The organism is Gemmatimonadota bacterium (genome assembly GCA_040882465.1).
Taxonomy (GTDB): Bacteria; Gemmatimonadota; Gemmatimonadetes; order Longimicrobiales; family Gaopeijiaceae; genus JBBEBG01.
Genome location: JBBEBG010000033.1, coordinates 32,722 through 49,317 on the forward strand (window position 1 = coordinate 32,722; position 16,596 = coordinate 49,317).

Annotated in this window: 11 protein-coding genes; 6 read left to right on the top strand and 5 right to left on the bottom strand. The window is 67.3% G+C overall.

Going from position 1 to position 16,596, the window contains the following annotated elements; all coding sequences use genetic code 11:
- The first annotated feature begins 40 nt into the window (after window positions 1-40).
- The gene (locus WEG36_11965) at window positions 41-928 is read left to right on the top strand and encodes a hypothetical protein (protein ID MEX1258324.1); all 888 of its coding nucleotides are present in this window, start codon (window positions 41-43) and stop codon (window positions 926-928) included.
- A 105-nt stretch (window positions 929-1,033) separates the two neighbouring features.
- Here the strand turns inward: WEG36_11965 and WEG36_11970 are convergent, their stop codons facing one another.
- From WEG36_11970 to WEG36_11980, 3 genes are all read right to left on the bottom strand, one after another.
- On the bottom strand, window positions 1,034-2,551 hold the full coding sequence (locus tag WEG36_11970) for a glutamate synthase subunit beta (GenBank protein MEX1258325.1): 1,518 nt from the start codon (window positions 2,549-2,551) through the stop codon (window positions 1,034-1,036).
- A gap of 5 nt (window positions 2,552-2,556) precedes the next feature.
- Complete coding sequence (gene gltB, locus WEG36_11975) at window positions 2,557-7,152, bottom strand: glutamate synthase large subunit (protein MEX1258326.1); 4,596 nt, start codon at window positions 7,150-7,152, stop codon at window positions 2,557-2,559.
- An 84-nt stretch (window positions 7,153-7,236) separates the two neighbouring features.
- Window positions 7,237-8,193, bottom strand: a complete 957-nt coding sequence (locus tag WEG36_11980) for a LysR family transcriptional regulator (protein MEX1258327.1) — start codon at window positions 8,191-8,193, stop codon at window positions 7,237-7,239.
- A 279-nt stretch (window positions 8,194-8,472) separates the two neighbouring features.
- Here WEG36_11980 and gyrA point away from each other — a divergent pair, with 279 nt between their 5' ends.
- The 5 genes from gyrA to WEG36_12005 are packed head-to-tail and all read left to right on the top strand — an operon-like array spanning window position 8,473 to window position 13,793.
- Window positions 8,473-11,001, top strand: a complete 2,529-nt coding sequence (gene gyrA, locus WEG36_11985; protein MEX1258328.1) for a DNA gyrase subunit A — start codon at window positions 8,473-8,475, stop codon at window positions 10,999-11,001.
- 55 nt (window positions 11,002-11,056) lie between these two features.
- The gene (locus tag WEG36_11990; protein MEX1258329.1) at window positions 11,057-12,004 is read left to right on the top strand and encodes a P1 family peptidase; all 948 of its coding nucleotides are present in this window, start codon (window positions 11,057-11,059) and stop codon (window positions 12,002-12,004) included.
- 8 nt (window positions 12,005-12,012) lie between these two features.
- Complete coding sequence (locus WEG36_11995; protein MEX1258330.1) at window positions 12,013-12,696, top strand: HAD family hydrolase; 684 nt, start codon at window positions 12,013-12,015, stop codon at window positions 12,694-12,696.
- 51 nt (window positions 12,697-12,747) lie between these two features.
- Window positions 12,748-13,584 (top strand): thioredoxin domain-containing protein, encoded by an 837-nt coding sequence (locus WEG36_12000; GenBank protein MEX1258331.1) that lies wholly within the window; start codon window positions 12,748-12,750, stop codon window positions 13,582-13,584.
- Window positions 13,581-13,793: a hypothetical protein gene (locus tag WEG36_12005; GenBank protein MEX1258332.1), complete on the top strand. Its 213-nt coding sequence runs from the start codon at window positions 13,581-13,583 to the stop codon at window positions 13,791-13,793. The genes WEG36_12000 and WEG36_12005 overlap by 4 nt, the downstream gene beginning before the upstream one ends.
- Before the next feature lie 26 nt (window positions 13,794-13,819).
- Here WEG36_12005 and WEG36_12010 read toward each other — a convergent pair whose 3' ends face one another.
- Both WEG36_12010 and WEG36_12015 read right to left on the bottom strand, forming a co-directional pair.
- Window positions 13,820-14,410 carry a DUF402 domain-containing protein gene (locus WEG36_12010; protein MEX1258333.1) on the bottom strand — a complete coding sequence of 197 codons (591 nt, stop codon included), beginning with the start codon at window positions 14,408-14,410 and terminating at the stop codon, window positions 13,820-13,822.
- Window positions 14,388-16,526 carry a 3-hydroxyacyl-CoA dehydrogenase NAD-binding domain-containing protein gene (locus WEG36_12015; protein MEX1258334.1) on the bottom strand — a complete coding sequence of 713 codons (2,139 nt, stop codon included), beginning with the start codon at window positions 16,524-16,526 and terminating at the stop codon, window positions 14,388-14,390. The genes WEG36_12010 and WEG36_12015 overlap by 23 nt, the downstream gene beginning before the upstream one ends.
- Between the last annotated feature and the right edge of the window lie 70 nt (window positions 16,527-16,596).

Below are 16,596 nucleotides of genomic sequence, written 5' to 3' on the forward strand. Positions count from 1 at the left end.
TCATAGGTTTGCCGGTCACCCCGCTTTCCGGAGACCAGCCATGGCTCCTCGAGTGCTGGCACAACGCATTCCGCCCCTGGTGGTCGCCCTCCTGGCGGCGTGCAGCGACAGCACCGGCCCCGACGGGACGGGCAGAACCCTCGGAATCCTCCAGCTTGAGGCGACGGTTGCGGCCACGAGCGGGACCCCGGCTGGGGAGGCTGAGGCGGGGGGCGAGGACCCGATCCGCTGGAGCATCCCCCCCCGTGACTTCTCTCGATTCCCTCCGGAAGTCATCGCGGCCCCACGCACCGCGATCGTGGGCGAGCGCTTCGAGGTGACCGCCTACACGGTAGGACCCAACGGATGCTGGTCTGCCGACGGCATGGACGTCTCGGAGTCGGGGCGGGTGATCGAGATCACGCCCTGGGACCGGCACTCCGGTGGCGAGGCATGCACGATGATCTTCGGGTACCTCGGACACCCGACGACACTCACCCTCGATGAGGTTGGAGAGTGGACTCTCCGTATGCGAGGGCGACGCGTCCGCGGAGACGGGTCTCTCGACGACTCGGTGACGGCCGATCGCACCGTACTGGTGATTGAGGACCACGACTCCGATCCGCCGGTCGAGGTGACACTCCCAGTCAGCGAAGAGGTCAGCGTGGACGGCGTCTTCGGCGTTGCGTTCGTGCAAGTGGCCGAGGATTCGCGCTGCGCGACCGACGTCGTCTGCGTTTGGGAGGGGAATGCGGCGATCGTCCTCGGGCTCACCCTGGGATCCGGGCCTACCCACTCCTTCACCGTGAACACGGCATTCGAACCAGATGCCGCGGAACACGGAGGATACCGCGTCACCCTGCTGGAAGTGCTGCCCGCGCCCGTCTCGACTGCCCCGATTCCTCCAGGGAGTTACCGGGCGCGGCTCCTCGTCGAGAAGTTGCCCTGAGGACGGAACGGGGCTGATCGGAGATCTCGCCCTCGAAGCCGCGACTTCGCAGCTTCTTGGAAAGTCCACGCTCCGCGGGCCCGGGCGTGGACCCGATTCCTTCCGCTAAACCCGCTGCGGCTGGCGCCGCGAGATGTGCGCGAGCGCCTTCGGCGCCGGCATCGGCGCCTCGAGCTGGGACGATCCCATGAGATAGCGATCAATCTCCCGCGCCGCGCCGCGCCCCTCCGCCATCGCCCAGACGATGAGGGAGGCTCCCCGCCGCATGTCGCCCGCGACGAACACGCCTTCTTCCGAAGTCGCGAAACGCCCCCACTCCGCGGGGACGAGGCCGCGCTCCTCCGTCACACCGAGCTGGCCAACCACTTCCGGCGCGTCGTGTCCGACGAACCCTATGGAGAGCAAAACGAGGTCGGCGGGAAGTACTGCGATGTCACCGGTCCGCGTCATCCGCGCGTCCCCGCCCTCCGCGGACTCCCATTGCAGGCGCTCGATCTTCACGCCGGTGAGGCGGCTTCCTTCTCCCAAGAACTCGAGGGGGAGGACCCCGTATTCCCGCGGATCGCGTCCGAATACCGCCTGGCCTTCCTTGTGCGAATAGTCGAGGAAGTACTTCCCAGGTGGGCCGGGCCAGGGGTGATGGGGATCGCGCCCATCGGGCTCCTGATCTCGGCGCGTGATATTGAGGAGGGAGCGGCATCCCTGGCGGAGCGCGGTGGCGATGCAGTCGGCCCCGGTGTCTCCCCCTCCGATCACAACGACGTCCCGGTCCCTCGCGTCAATGAAGCGGCCGTCCGCGAATCCCGAGTCGAGAAGGCTCTTCGTGACGCCGGAGAGGTAATCCATCGCGTAGTGGACGCCCGCGAGGCCGCGTCCGGGAATGTCGAGGTCCCGGTGCCGGAGGGCCCCACAGGCCAGGAGGATCGCGTCGTACTCGGAGCGGATCTCGCGCGCGTCCACGTCCACGCCGACGTCCGTATTGGTGACGAACTCGATCCCCTCCGCGGCGAGGAGATCCACCCGCCGCTGGACGATTTCCTTTTCCAGCTTCGGGTTCGGGACTCCGTACATGAGGAGGCCGCCGATCCGGTCGTCCCGTTCGAAGACGGTGACGAGATGTCCGGCCCGATTCAGCTGGTCCGCCGCGGTGAGTCCACCGGGGCCGCTCCCGACGATTGCGACACGTTTTCCCGTGCGGGTCGAGGGGGGCTGTGGCGTAACCCAGCCTTCCGCCCAGGCGCGTTCGATGATCGCGCGCTCGATTCGCTTAATCGTGACGGGAGGATCGGTGATCCCGAGCACGCAGGCATCCTCACAGGGGGCCGGGCAGATCATGCCGGTCCACTCGGCGAAGTTGTTCGTACGCGCGAGCCGCTCGTACGCCTCCCGCCAACGGCCGCGGAAGACGAGGTCGTTCCACTCCGGAATCAGGTTGTTGATCGGGCATCCAGGATCCGCCTGGCAAAAAGGGACCCCGCAATCCATACAACGCGCGCCCTGGTCACGCAGCTCCGCTTCGGACTCCTCCGCGTAGATGTCGCGGAAGTCCTGGAGGCGCGCCTTCGGATCCCGCTCGGGAGTGCCGCGCCGCTCATGGTCGAGAAAGCCTCGATGCTTTTCCATGGGCGCTACGCGCGCGCCACCGGGAGGACGCGGCCGGCCGCCCGGCTCGACTGCGGCTGGGATCGTTCGGATTCGAGCTTCGCTCTGCGCTCCCGCACCTTCCTGAAGTCGGTCGGGATCACGCGGACGAACTCGCGTACGGCCTCGTCCCACCGGGCAAGGAATGCTCGCGCCCGGTGGGAGCCGGTGCGCCGGAGGTGCGCCTCGACGAGGCGCCGCAGATCCCGCTCGTCCCCTCGGAGCTCTTTTGTGCTCCGGTCCAGCGGCCCCAGCTCGACGAGATCCTGGTTGCACTTCCGCGGGAAGTCGCCCGCCGGATCCCAAACGAAAGCGATCCCGCCGCTCATCCCGGCCGCGAAATTGCGGCGCGTGGGCCCGAGGATCACCGCGCGGCCTCCCGTCATGTATTCACATCCATGTTCGCCGACCCCTTCCACAACCGCGTTCGCGCCCGAGTTCCGGACGCAGAAACGCTCGCCCGCGAGACCGCGGAAAAAGGCTTCGCCGGAAGTGGCCCCGTAAAGCGCCACGTTTCCAATGATGACGTTTTCCTCGGGAATGAAGGTGGCGGCTCTTGGCGGGCGCACCACGATCCGTCCTCCGGAAAGCCCCTTTCCGACGTAGTCGTTGGCGTCCCCCTCCAGGTCGATGCTCACGCCGCTCGCGAGCCAGGCCCCGAGGCTCTGTCCTGCCGAACCCGTGAATCGGAGCTGGATCGTCCCGTCGGGGAGTCCGGCGCCCCCATGCCGCTTCACGATCTCGTGACTTAGGAGCGTTCCCGTCGTGCGGTTTTCGTTGTGGATCTCGCGCTCGATCGTGACCGATTCCCTTCGCTCGAGGGCCGGCTCCGAGAGCCGGATCAACTCCCGATCGAGGATGTCGTCCAGCTTGTGTCGCTGCGGCTGGCGTTTCCAGGCACCGAGCTCGCCATTTGGACGTACGCCCGGCGTCAGGATCGGCGAGAGATCGATCTCCGCCGTGACCGCGGGACGCCGCTCCGGGTTCGGCTCGAGGAGGTCGGCGCGGCCGATCGCGTCGTTGAGCGTCCGGAAGCCGAGGCTCGCAAGAATCTCCCGCACTTCTTCCGCGACGAGGAAGAGATAGTTGATCACATGCTCCGGCGTCCCCCCGAAGCGCGCGCGGAGAACCGGATCCTGCGTGCAGACGCCCACCGGGCAGGTGTTCAGGTGGCACTTCCGCATCATGATGCACCCCATCGCGATTAGGGGCGCCGTCGAGAATCCGAATTCCTCGGCGCCCAGGAGGGCGGCGACCATGACGTCGCGACCGGTCTTGATCTGGCCGTCCACCTCGAGTCGGACCCGGTCCCTGAGCCCATTCATGGCGAGGGTCTGGTGCACGTCCGCGATCCCGAGCTCCCAGGGGAGCCCGGCGTGTTTGATGCTCGTGAGCGGGGAGGCGCCCGTTCCGCCGTCGTGACCGGACACGAGGATGTGGTCCGCCCGCGCCTTGGTGACTCCGGCGGCGACCGTCCCCACGCCCACCGCGGCCACGAGCTTCACACTCACGTCCGCGTGTGGGTTGGCGTTCTTCAGGTCGAAGATGAGCTGGGCCAGGTCTTCGATCGAATAGATGTCGTGGTGCGGCGGCGGCGAGATCAGCATCACCCCCGGCGTCGTGTGCCGGACACGCGCGATCTCCTCCGAGACCTTCTTTCCGGGGAGCTCTCCTCCCTCACCGGGCTTCGCCCCCTGCGCCATCTTGATCTGGAGCTGGTCGGCGTTCACGAGATACTCCATCGTCACACCGAACCGCCCCGAAGCGACCTGCTTGATCGCCGAGCGCCGGGAATCGCCGTTCGGGAGCACGGGGAAACGCTCCGCGTCCTCGCCCCCCTCGCCGCTGTTCGACTTTCCGCCGATCCGATTCATCGCGAGGGCGAGCGTCTCGTGCGCTTCTTTCGACAGCGCTCCGAAGCTCATCGCGCCGGTAGTGAAGTGCTTTACGATCTCGCTCACCGGCTCGACCTCCTCGGGCGGGACCGGGTTCCCCTTTCGGAAGCGGATCAGGCTCCGGATCGTGCACCGGCTCTCGTCGCTGTCGTTCGCGAGCTCCGCGAATTCGCGGTAGCTCTCCATGGCCCCGGTCTCCGCCGCGCGCCGCGCCGCCGCGACCGTGCTCGGATTCCACATGCGGTGCTCGCCGCCCGCGCGCCAGTGGAATTCCCCGGGGTTCGCGAGTTGCCGGAAGCGTACGTCAGGTTTCGCGGCCCAAGCGAGCTCGTGCCGGCGGAAGGCCTCCTCTCCCAAGTCGTGGAAGCTGGCTCCACCGATTCGGCTGGCCGACCCGGCGAAGCAGCGGTCCATGACTTCGGGCCCGACCCCCACGGCCTCGAAGATCTGGGCGCCGCGGTAGCTCGTGAGGCAGGAGATCCCCATCTTCGCCATCACCTTGAGGATCCCCTTCCCGAGCGCGTCGCGGTACCGCTCGATCAGCTCGGTCTCGCTCCAGATCTCGCGCAGATCCCCTTCCTTCGACATGACGCGAATGGCGTCGAAGGCGACGTAAGGGTTGATCGCGTCCGCCCCGTATCCGAGGAGGGCGCAAAAGTGGTGGACTTCGCGCGGCTCTCCGGTTTCGAGGAGGAGGCTCACCCGCGTCCGCTCCGCGGTCCGGACGAGGTGCTGGTGCACCGCGCCCGCCGCCATGAGCGCGCTCAGCGGGATCCGGTTCTGCCCCGCATTCCGGTCCGAGAGGACGAGGAGGCGGATGTCCTCCTGGATCCAGCGCGTCGCTTCCTCGCAGACCCGCTCGATGGCACGCTCCAGCCCGGCGGCCCCGGCTTCCCGCGGATAGGTGATATCAATGACGGCGGACTGCCAGGGTCCATAGTCCACTCCGGCCAGCGTCGCCATGTCCTCGTCGGTCAGGATCGGATGGGGGAGCCAGAGGCGCTCCGCCTGCGCGGGCGTCGTCTCGAGGAGATTCCCTTCCGGCCCGACCGGAATGGCGAGCGACATGACCGCCGATTCGCGCGTCGAGTCGATCGGCGGGTTCGTCACCTGCGCGAAGAGCTGCTTGAAGTAGTCGTACAGGAGCCGGGGCCGCTCCGAGAGGAAGGCGAGCGCGGCATCGTTCCCCATCGAGCCGAGCGGGTCCTTTCCATCGTCCACCATCGGCTGGAGAAGGAAGCTCAGGTGCTCCTGCGTATACCCGAACATGCGGAGCCGAGCGAGATGGGACTCGGGATCGAGCGACTTCGCCGGGAGGCGCGGGAGCTCGGCGAGCTCCACCTTCCCGCGGGCGAGCCACTCCCCGTACGGGCGTGCGCGCGCCACCCGCTCCTTGATCTCCTCGTCCCCGATGATGCGCCCCTCCTCGAAGTCCACGAGGAACATCCTGCCGGGTTGGAGGCGCCCTTTCTCCCGGATCTCCTCGGGAGGGACGTCGAGGACGCCGACCTCGCTCGAAAGGATCACCCGGCCCGCGTGGGTGACCCAGTAGCGACAGGGGCGGAGCCCATTCCGGTCCAGGACGGCGCCGGCCCAACGGCCGTCGGTGAAGAGGACCGCGGCGGGACCGTCCCACGGCTCCATGAGGGAGGCGTGATACTTGTAGAAGGCGCGTTGGGTTTCCGACATCGCGTCGTCGTTTTCCCACGCTTCCGGGATGAGCATCATCACGGATTCGGGGAGGCTTCGTCCCGCCGAGACGAGGAGCTCAAGGACGTTGTCCAGAATCCCGGAGTCCGATGTCCCGCCGTCAATGATCGGGTAGAGCTTCTCGAGCTCCCCTCCGAAGTGATCGCTCCGGAGCAAGCCTTGCCGCGCCTTCATCCAGTTGATGTTGCCCTGGAGGGTGTTGATCTCCCCGTTGTGGCAGAGCATGCGCATCGGCTGCGCGCGCCCCCAGCTCGGGAAGGTATTCGTGCTGAACCGGGCGTGGACGAGTGCGAGGTGACTCGCGACGTCGGGCTCGCGCAGGTCCGGGTAATACCCGGGGAGCTGCTCGGGAGTGAGCTGGCCCTTGTAGACGATCACCCGCGACGAGAAGCTGCAGGTGATGTAGAGGTGGAACTCCGAGAGCTCTTTGCTCCGATTGTGCCGGTAGGCCTGTTTCCGGATGAGGTAGAGCTGGCGGTCGAAGTCGTCCCGGGACAGGTCGTCGGGCGCGGCCACGAAAACCTGCTCGACAGCGGGTTCTCCCGCGCGCGCCCCTTGGCCGAGCGAGGCGTTGTTCGTCGGGACCGGGCGCCATCCGAGGAGGCGTTGCCCCTGCTCCTCGATGTATTTTTCAATCCCCTCCTTGCACGCCGCGCGCTCGTCCGCGTCGCGGGGGAGGAAGATCATTCCGACCCCATAACGACCCTCGTCGGGAAGCTCGACACCCATCTCGTCGCGGGCCACGCGCCGGAAGAATGCGTCCGGAACGGCGAGAAGGATTCCGGCGCCGTCCCCAGTGTTCTCCTCCGGGCCGTTCGCGGACCGGTGGGACATCCGGATGAGGGCGGTGAGGCCGTCGGCCACGATTCCGTGGGAGCGCTCGCCGTGGACGTCCACGATGAGGGCCACACCGCACGCATCCTTCTCTTGCGCGGGGTCATAAAGACCCCTGGCTTCCGGGAATCCGGAGATCGCCATCGTCACCTCTCCTTGTCGCCGCGCATCCGGCGCCAAACGCGCCGGACTCGTCTTGGCTCGTCCCGCTCCGAAGATCGGGGTCTTCTAGCCCGCCGGGACTTCGGCCGACGGGACTTCGACCGCGGGAAGGTCGTTCTCCCGCAAGTAGGTCACGAACGCGTCCTCCAGGGGCGACAACGGCCGGTCCCGCCGGTGCACGACACCGAGGGGACGGACCAGAGCGGGCTCGAGGTCGGCCGTCCGGAGAAGGCCCCGCGCGACCTCGATGCGGACGGTACGCTGGGGAAGCAGCCCCACGCCGTCGGTCTCGGCCACTGCCGCCTTGATCGAATCGATGTTGTCGAACGAACTCTCCACAGTGGGCTGAACGCCGTGCCTCCGCAAATAGGAGCGGATCTCGCGTGAGATGCGGAGGTTCGCATCAAAGCCGATCAGGCGCTCCTGAGCGAGGTCCTTCGGAACGACTCGGCTCCGCTTGGCGAGGCGATGGCCCGAACGGAACACGGCAACCATCCGCTCATCGCGAAGAGGGATGTTCGCGAGGTCGGGCGAACGGTCCGGGTAAGAGAGTATCCCCAAGTCGCATTTCTCCGCCCTCACCCACTCCTCGATGCCCTGTGGCTGGAGGTAGTGGATGTGGATCTTCACCTGCGGGTGATCGGCCTGGAAGCCCTCGCGGATTTCGTTCAGGTGAGCGACGTCCGCCGAGTAGATCGAGGCGATGACAACCGTCCCCCGGAGTGGGCCGGAACCTCCCGCAACCCGCCGCTCGAGCCGCTGATATCGGTCGAGGATATCGCGGCAACCCTCGTAATAGACCTTCCCCCACGCGGTGAGCCCGCAGGGGCGCGTGGAGCGGTCCATGAGCTCGACGCCCAGCCCCTCTTCGAGGCCGCGAATCCGCTGGGAGGCGGCCGACTGCGTGATCCCGTTCAGCTCCGCGCCACGGGAGAAGCTCCCGTGCTGGGCGACGTCGCAGAAGATCTTGATGGTGTCGAGCGGCATAAGGAGAAAAGCTAGGATGAATTTTGATAATGTCAATGTTTTTGTGCATTAGATGTACTGATACTATGCCGATGCGCCGCCAAAGGGTCCGGAGCGCCCTTCGAGACCCCACCCGATGCGCACCGGTGAAGCCGCTCCCGCGAGGCCCCCAAGCCCCCTCCGACAGGGGTCCCGCAAGGTTGCCGTGAGGGTCACTTTTTCGTTATTTTTCAATGATTGTCGAGCCCCTCAAAATACCAGGCTCTCCAGCGCCTTCCGCCCCCTTCATCACCACCGGGGAGGTGGAAGGCTTCACCCTTTCGGACGATTTGATTCATGGACTCGGAAAACGGGCCATTGGATTTGGGGGACGGGCAAAAGGTTCTGGCTCGCCTCCTCGAAGACGAGATGCGGGAATCGTTCATCAACTACTCGATGAGCGTGATCGTCCAGCGGGCCCTCCCCGATGTTCGAGATGGACTGAAGCCGGTCCACCGCAGGATCCTCTTCGCGATGCACGGCCTCGGGCTGACCCCAGGACGGCCTTATAAAAAAAGTGCGACGGTCGTAGGGGACGTGCTCGGCAAATACCACCCGCACGGGGACTCGGCCGTCTACGACTCGATGGTACGGATGGTCCAGGACTTCTCCCTGCGATATCCGCTCGTGGATGGCCAGGGGAACTTCGGCTCGATCGACGGCGACTCGGCTGCGGCCTACCGCTACACCGAGGCGCGGCTGACCCCCATCGCGGTCGAGATGCTCGAGGACATCGAGCGCGAGACGGTGGATCACATCCCCAACTTCGACGGGCGAATCGACGAGCCCACCGTCCTTCCCGGGAAGTTCCCGAACCTCCTCGTGAACGGCTCCTCGGGAATCGCGGTCGGCATGGCGACGAATATTCCGCCCCACAACCTCAGGGAGATCACCTCGGCAGTGATCGCCCTCATCGCCGATCCCGCGCTTCCCGACGAGGAGCTCGAGAAGATCGTGATCGCTCCGGACTTTCCGACCGGTGGATTCATCTGCGGAAGGGACGGGATCCAGGAAGCGTACCGGACCGGGCGGGGCCGGCTCGTCGTACGGGCTTCCACCGAAATCGAAGAGACGGCAACGGGGGGAGAGCGGATCGTGATCCGCGAGATCCCCTTCATGGTGAACAAGACCCGCCTCATCGAGCAGATCGCCGAGCTCGTCCGAGACAAGCGCATCACGGATATCTCCGTTCTGCGGGACGAGTCGGATCGCGAAGGGATGCGGATCGTCCTCGAGCTCAAGCGCGATGCCATCCACCAGGTGGTCCTGAACCAACTCTTCAAGCACACCCAGATGCAGTCCACCTTCGGCACGATCCTCCTCGCGCTGGTGGATGGCGTTCCGCGGGTCCTCTCGCTCCGCCAGATGCTCCTGCACTTCATTGACCACCGCCACGAGGTGGTGGTGCGTCGAAGTGAGTTCGAGCTCCGGAAGGCGAAGGACCGCGAGCACATCCTGGAAGGTCTGAAGATCGCCGTAGACAACATTGACCAGGTCATCGAGATCATCCGCGGGTCCGCGGATGTGCCCGCGGCCTCGGCGCGTCTCCAGGAAAACTTCGCCCTCAGCGAACTCCAGGCCGAGGCGATCCTCAACATGCGGCTGGCACGGCTCACCGGGCTCGAGATGGAGAAGCTCGAGGAAGAGCTCGGAGAGGTTCGCGCCAGGATCGCCGCGCTGGAAACGCTCCTCGCCGACCGGGATCTCCGGATGACGGAGATCAAGAACGAGTTGAGTGCGATCGCCGAGAAGTATGGGGACGCGCGCCGGACCCGGGTTCTCGGGGAGCGCTCCGATCTGGAGATGGAGGACCTCATCGCAGACGAGGAGATGGTCCTCACGATCTCCAGGCAGGGCTATGTGAAGCGGATCCCGGTCGTCACCTACCGCGCGCAGCGGCGGGGTGGGCGGGGGCTCCAGGGGATGGGGACGAAGGACGAGGATTGGGTCGAGCACCTCTTCGTTGCCTCGGCGCACGACTACCTCATGATCTTCACCCGCGACGGTCAGTGCCACTGGCTCAAGGTCTGGGAGATTCCACCGGGGAGTCGGCAATCCCGGGGAAAGCCGATCGTGAACCTCCTGAACATCCCCGCGGAGTCCCGGATCGCGGCGGTCGTGCCGGTCCGCGAATTCAGCGAGGACCGGTACCTTCTTTTCTCGACGCGAAAGGGCGTCGTGAAAAAGACGGCGCTCTCCGCCTACGGCAACATCCGGAGCGTCGGGCTGAACGCGATCAACATCCGGGAGGGCGACGAGCTCATTGACGTCCAGATCACGGGTGGGGACGATCAGATCATTCTCGCCACCCGCGAGGGACTCGCGATCCGTTTCCACGAGGGGGACTGCCGGACCATGGGCCGCGCGACCGAAGGCGTACGCGGCATCGCGCTTCGCAAGGACGACGTGGTCGTCGGGATGGTCGTGGTTCGCCCCGACTCCACTCTCCTCGTGGTCACCGAAAGGGGGATGGGGAAACGTTCCGAAGTTGACGAATACCGCCTGCAGCACCGCGGCGGGAAGGGGGTCATCAACATGAAAGTGACCGCCAGGACCGGCCGCGTAGTTTCCATCAAGTCCGTGGTTCCCGGCGAAGAGCTCATGCTCATTACTCGGAACGGCGTCGTGAACCGCCAGAGCGTGGACGCGACCCGGATCATCGGGCGAGCGACCCAGGGCGTTCGTCTCGTCAGCCTCGATGAAGCGGATGCGATCGTGGATGTCGCCCGCATCATCCCCGAGGACGACGAGGAAGGGTTGGAGGGGGGCGACGTGGAGGGAGCGGAAGTCTCCGTCGTCGTGGAGGAGGAGGGGGAGGAGGCGTGACGCAGGTCGCGGCACCCGGGCACACCTTCCCGAGGTCGGGTCGCGCGCGAGGGTCATGACGCGCCGGGACTCCCTGACCGACGTGCCTGGCCTCGCGGTCGGCCATGCGGAGGTCCCGGGCGGGGGGAGTGGGTGCACGGTGATCCTCGGGCCCTTCCGGGCCCGGGTGGACCGGCGCGGGCCGGCGACTGGATCGCGGGAGCTCGAGGCGCTCCGGGAGGAGCACCCCGTCCCTCGCGCTGAAGCCCTTCTCCTCACCGGAGGCTCGGCCTTCGGGTTGGCCGCTGCGGACGGGGTCGTCGAGTGGCTCGAGGCGGCGGGTAGGGGCTACCAGACGCGGGTGGCACGTGTCCCGATCGTACCGGCCGCGGTCGTATACGACCTCGCCCCCGGGCGGGCCCGGCCCGGGCGCACTGAAGGCCGGAAGGCATGTGAGGCCGCGTCGCAGTCGCCGGTTGCGGAAGGATCCCGGGGCGCGGGCACGGGGACGACGGTGGGAAAGCTCTTCGGAATCGAGCAGGCAAGTCGGGGCGGGGTCGGATCGTCTTCCCTGCGGGTGTCGGGATGGACCGTGGGTGCCCTCGTCGTGGTGAACGCGGTCGGCGACGTCCTCGCGGACGGGTGCGTTGCCGCCGGACCCCGGGCGGGGACGCCGGACTCCGAGATCACCCGGCGCGCGCTCGAGGGGTCGGACCTCGGGGGTGCGGGAGAGGAGGGCGACACCGGACCCGGGGCCATGGAGAACACGACACTCGCCGTGGTCGCGACGGACGCGCCCGTGGACGATCCGGGGCTCGTGAAGGTAGCCCGACTTGCCTCGACCGCTCTGGCCCGGAGAATCTCTCCCGTGCATACTCCCTTTGACGGGGATCTCACCTTCGCCCTCTCCACGGCCGAGCACGGCGACCGCCTGGAAGCCCGGCGACTTCTCCTCCTGGGGCTCGCGGCGCGCGAGGCGCTCGAAACAGCGATCCTGCGCGCCGTCGGCGGAGAGAGGAGCTGACGGCGACGATGGACCGCCTCGTGCTGTTTGACATTGATGGGACCCTCCTCTCCGGAGGTCCCGCCAAAGACGCGTTCCACCGCGCCCTCGTCGAGGTTTTCGGGACGGCGGGACCCATCGGAGAGTGGGAGTTCTCGGGAAAGACGGATCCCCAGATCGCCCGGGAGCTTCTCGGCGAAGCGGGGCTCCGCGACGAGGAGATTGACGCCGGATTCCCGCGGCTCTGGAGCCGGTACCTCGCGGAGATGGAGAGTCGGCTCCCCGAGCGGCCCCCTCGCGCGCTCCCCGGCGTTCCCGAGCTCCTCATGGAGCTATCCGGACGCGGAACGGTCGCTCTGGCGCTCCTCACGGGAAATGTCGCGGAGGGCGCACGGCTGAAGCTCGCCGCGGCCGGGCTGGCGAGCTGGTTCGCGGTCGGGGCCTTCGGGTCGGACCGGGAGAAAAGGAACGAGCTTCCGACCATTGCGGTACGGAGAGCCCGGGATCACTGGGGTGTGGAGTTCTTGGCGCGGCGCGTAGTCGTCGTCGGGGACACCCCGAGGGACGTGGATTGCGGTCGTTGTCACGGGGCGCGGACGGTTGCGGTGGCGACGGGCCGTTTCGGGGAAGGGGCGCTTCGGGAAACGGGAGCAGATGTGGTGCTCCGCGACCTGGGTGAGACGGCTGCGGCGCTGGATGCGATTTTGAGCTGAACGACGGCGGCGGAGTGCCGCCGGGAATCATTCGAAACGGGGGAGTGACCGGTGGCGAACCGAGCGGAACGGCGGAGACAGGGACGGGGCGGCCCCGCAGAGGGATCGTCGGGACGTTTGATCTGGATCCTGGGGGCCACCGCGCTCCTCGGGGTCGCGATCGTCGTGTGGAACCTCTATTCATCCGCCGTGGACGAGACGGTTCGCGGGCCGATCCCCCTCGCCTATAACTCGCCGCAGGAGCTCGTGGAGCTGGCCCAGGGGATCACGGCTGGAAATCCGAACGCCTCCGTGCGGATCATGGAGTTCGGCGACTACCAGTGCCCGACCTGCCTCCAGTTCTTCCAGGCCACCAAGCCCTTCCTCGACATGACGTACGTTCAGGGCGGCGCGGTGGCCTTCACCTTCCACGACTTCCCTCTCTACGAAGGGCACCCCCACGCCTTCCTCGCCGCGCGCGCGGCGAGGTGTGCCGGGGACCAGGATGCCTACTGGGGCTTCCACGATCATCTCTTTCAGAATCAGGCGCGGTGGTCCGCGCGCCCGGATCCGTCCGGAGACTTCATCGGCTTCGCGGAAGAGCTGGGACTGAACAGCGCGACATTCGAGAGTTGTCTCGCGAGTGACGCCCATGCCGAAGTCGTGATGGCCAACCGGCTCCTCGGAGAACAGCTCGGGGTCCAGGGAACGCCCACGATTCTCGTGGACACGGGAGAGGGGCGGGCAGTCCGCCTCGAAGACTTTGGCCTCGAGAGCATCCGCCGCGTGGTGGATGCGGCACTCCTGAGCGCGCAGCCTCCGGAAGACTCCGCCTCCGCAGAGGGCGACTCCGTGGGCGCGAGCTCGGCGGTGAGCGGGGGCGCCACGCCTTCCGGCGGAACGCCGTGAGCCGGGCGGACGCGACTACGACCGTGCGCCTTCTCTTCGCGGACGAGGGGACGTACCGGGAGATGGAGATCGCGGTACCGACGGAGGCGCTCGACCGGTATGACCGCCTGATCGATCTTCTCCAGGAGGAACCCGCCGTCCTCAAGAACCTTTACGTGGATCTTCGCCGCCTTTGTGCGGCGGAGGTCGCGAGCGGCCGAAAGAAGTAGCCGGCTACGCCTCCGCTACTCCCCCGCTACTCCGAAGAGGCGGCGCTCAGGCGGGCCAGGGCGCGCTCCCGCGTCCATTCATGTACGACCGCGGGCGGCCAGCTTCCCGCCGCGGCCGCTTCTAGGAGGCGCCCCGCTTCGGCGCGGGCGCGACGCGCAGTGGCGCGATCCACCCATTCCTCGCGCTCGGCCTCTTCCAGCTCTTCCTCGTCGAGGAGGATCGCCGCGTCCGCGGGCCCGCTGTCCCCGCGTCCTTCCGCGGCCGGAATCCAAAGATCCAGAAAGAGATCGGTCGTCTCCCAGATTCCTCCCGGCCCGAACCGGCAAGGCGAGATGACGTTGGCGTAGATCCCGGTGAGCGAGCCGTCGGCACGGTGGAAACGACCGATGTCGTGCCAGGCTTCCGGAAAGGTGAACCAGACGGCGTCAGATCCCTCCTCCAGCGCGATCCGGCCGCCGATCCGCAGTGGGTCTTCCCGCTCCAGTCCGCGTGCGAGGGTGACCTTCACCGCCGCGTCCTCGTGTACCAGCGTCTGGACGAAGACGTCGATCCGCCCGGGGGGACGGAGGTACCGAATCCTGATTTCCGGGAGATCAGCCCCGCGCGGGGAAGGCATCGTAGAACCCCCGGTCCTCTCGCGCGAGCTGGAGAAGGAGCGGCGCGGGAGCGAATCGAGAGGCCCCGTCGCGCTCGAACGTCGCGAGCCGCTCCGCGACCCAACGTGGGTGCCGCTCGTCGCCGAGGCGAAGGAGGCCTCCACGGAAGGGAGGGAATCCCGTTCCCATGATCATCGCGAGGTCCACGTCCGCGGCGGCGGTGGCGACTTCGTCGGCGAGGATGCGCGCGGCTTCGTTGATCATCGTGAGGACGAGGCGGTCGCGAATCTCTTCGCGCGAGGGCCCGCCCCCCTGGGAGGGGGAACCCAGATTCATCGCTTCGTACGCACCTGGCTCCACTCCCTTTTCCCGGTCGTCCTCGTAGAGATAGACGCCGACCCCACCCTTCCGACCCAGGCGCCCGGACGCGCCGAGGGCGACGAGGGGCGGGGAGGGCGCCATCCGGTCGCCCAGCGCCACGTGAAGGGCCTCTCCCGCATGGCCCATGATGTCAATGCCGATCTCGTCGATCAGCCGGAGGGGGCCCATCGGCATTCCGAACTGCCGTGCGACCCCGTCTACGGCAGCGATGGACGCGCCTTCCTGAAGGAGGAAGCCGGCTTCGTTCAGGTAGGGTCCGAGGATTCGATTCACGAGAAAGCCGGGGCCGTCGCGGACGACGATGGGCACCTTCCCGAGGCGGAGGGCGAAGGCATAGGTCACGGCGACCGCCTCGTTCGAGGTCGCGCGGCCGCGCACGACTTCGACGAGGGGCATCTTGTGGACCGGATTGAAGAAGTGCATCCCGAGCAGTCGCTCGGGATGTTTCAGCGAGGCCGCGATGGCGTCCACGGAGAGGCTCGAGGTATTCGTGGCGAGGACACACTGCTTGGACACCCGCCCCTCCAGCTCGCGGAAGACGCCGCGCTTGACCTCGAGCTTCTCGACCACCGCTTCGATGACGAGATCGGCGGCTCCGAACCCCGCTCCGTCCACTCCGCCGGAGATCCGCTCCATTCCCTGTGCCGCTTCCCGCTTTTCCAACTTCCTTCGATTCACGGCTTTGTCGAACAACGAGCGCGCGTACCGGAGCGCCTGGGCCACCGCCTCGTGCCTCACGTCACGAAGTCGGACGCGCGCCCCGTGATATGCGGCGAGCTGGGCGATTCCCCCGCCCATTACCCCCGCCCCGACCACTCCGAGCGCCGTCACCCCCCTCGCCTCGGCGAGTCCCGGGACGTGTGACCCTCTTCGCGCGCGCTCCCGGAGCTGGAAGACGTGCACGAGGTGGGTCGAGACGGAGGACGCGATGAGCTCCCCCGCGGCGGTGGCTTCGAGGTCGAGGGCCGCTTCGAGCGACCGCCCGCGCGACGACTTCACCACCTCGAGAATGCGCCGCGGCGCTGGATAGTGACCGCCCGTTTCCTTTTCGATCCGCCGCCCCGCGGCCCGGAAGAGAATCCAACGGCCGAGCGCGGATCCTTCGAGGAGCCTTGCCGAAAAGGGGCGCGGGGAGGGCGTGGGAAGGGACGCGCCGCGGACGACGGCGCGGAGGAGGTCCTTCGCCGACTCGAGGAAGCCGCCGGCCGACCGCATCTCGTCCACGAGCCCGAGGCGCTTTGCGCTCCGCGCGCTAAGGCTACGCCCGGAGAGAAGCAGGTCGAGGGCGGCCGGGAGCCCGATCAACCGGGGAAGGCGCGACGTCCCGCCCCACGCCGGGAGGATGCCGAGAAGAACCTCCGGAAAGGCCAGGCTCGTGTCGGGGTGGTCGGAGGCGATGCGGATGCGGCATGCCAGGGCGAGCTCGAGCCCTCCTCCGAGGCAGGTCCCATGAATCGCCGCTATGGTGGGGACGGGAAGCCGCTCGATCCCGAGGTAGACGACCTGCCCGGTCCGGGACCCTTCGGCGCCTTCGTCCGGACTCTCCACCTGCGCGATGGCCTCGATGTCCGCTCCGACGATGAAGGAGTGTGTTTTCGCGCTGGAAAAGAGGACGCCGCGAACCCGCCCCGACTCGGCATCGCGCCGAAGCTCGCGAACGATCTCGCCGAGGCGCCGCATAACCGGCTCGGTGAGGATATTGGCCGACCGATTCGGGTCGTCGAAGGTGACGTGGGCGAGTCCTTCGTCGTCCACAGAAAGGAGTGGGGTGGGGGAACCGGAGGCCGCGCTTTTGATGGTGCCCCCCTGGTCGGGACTCTAGGCC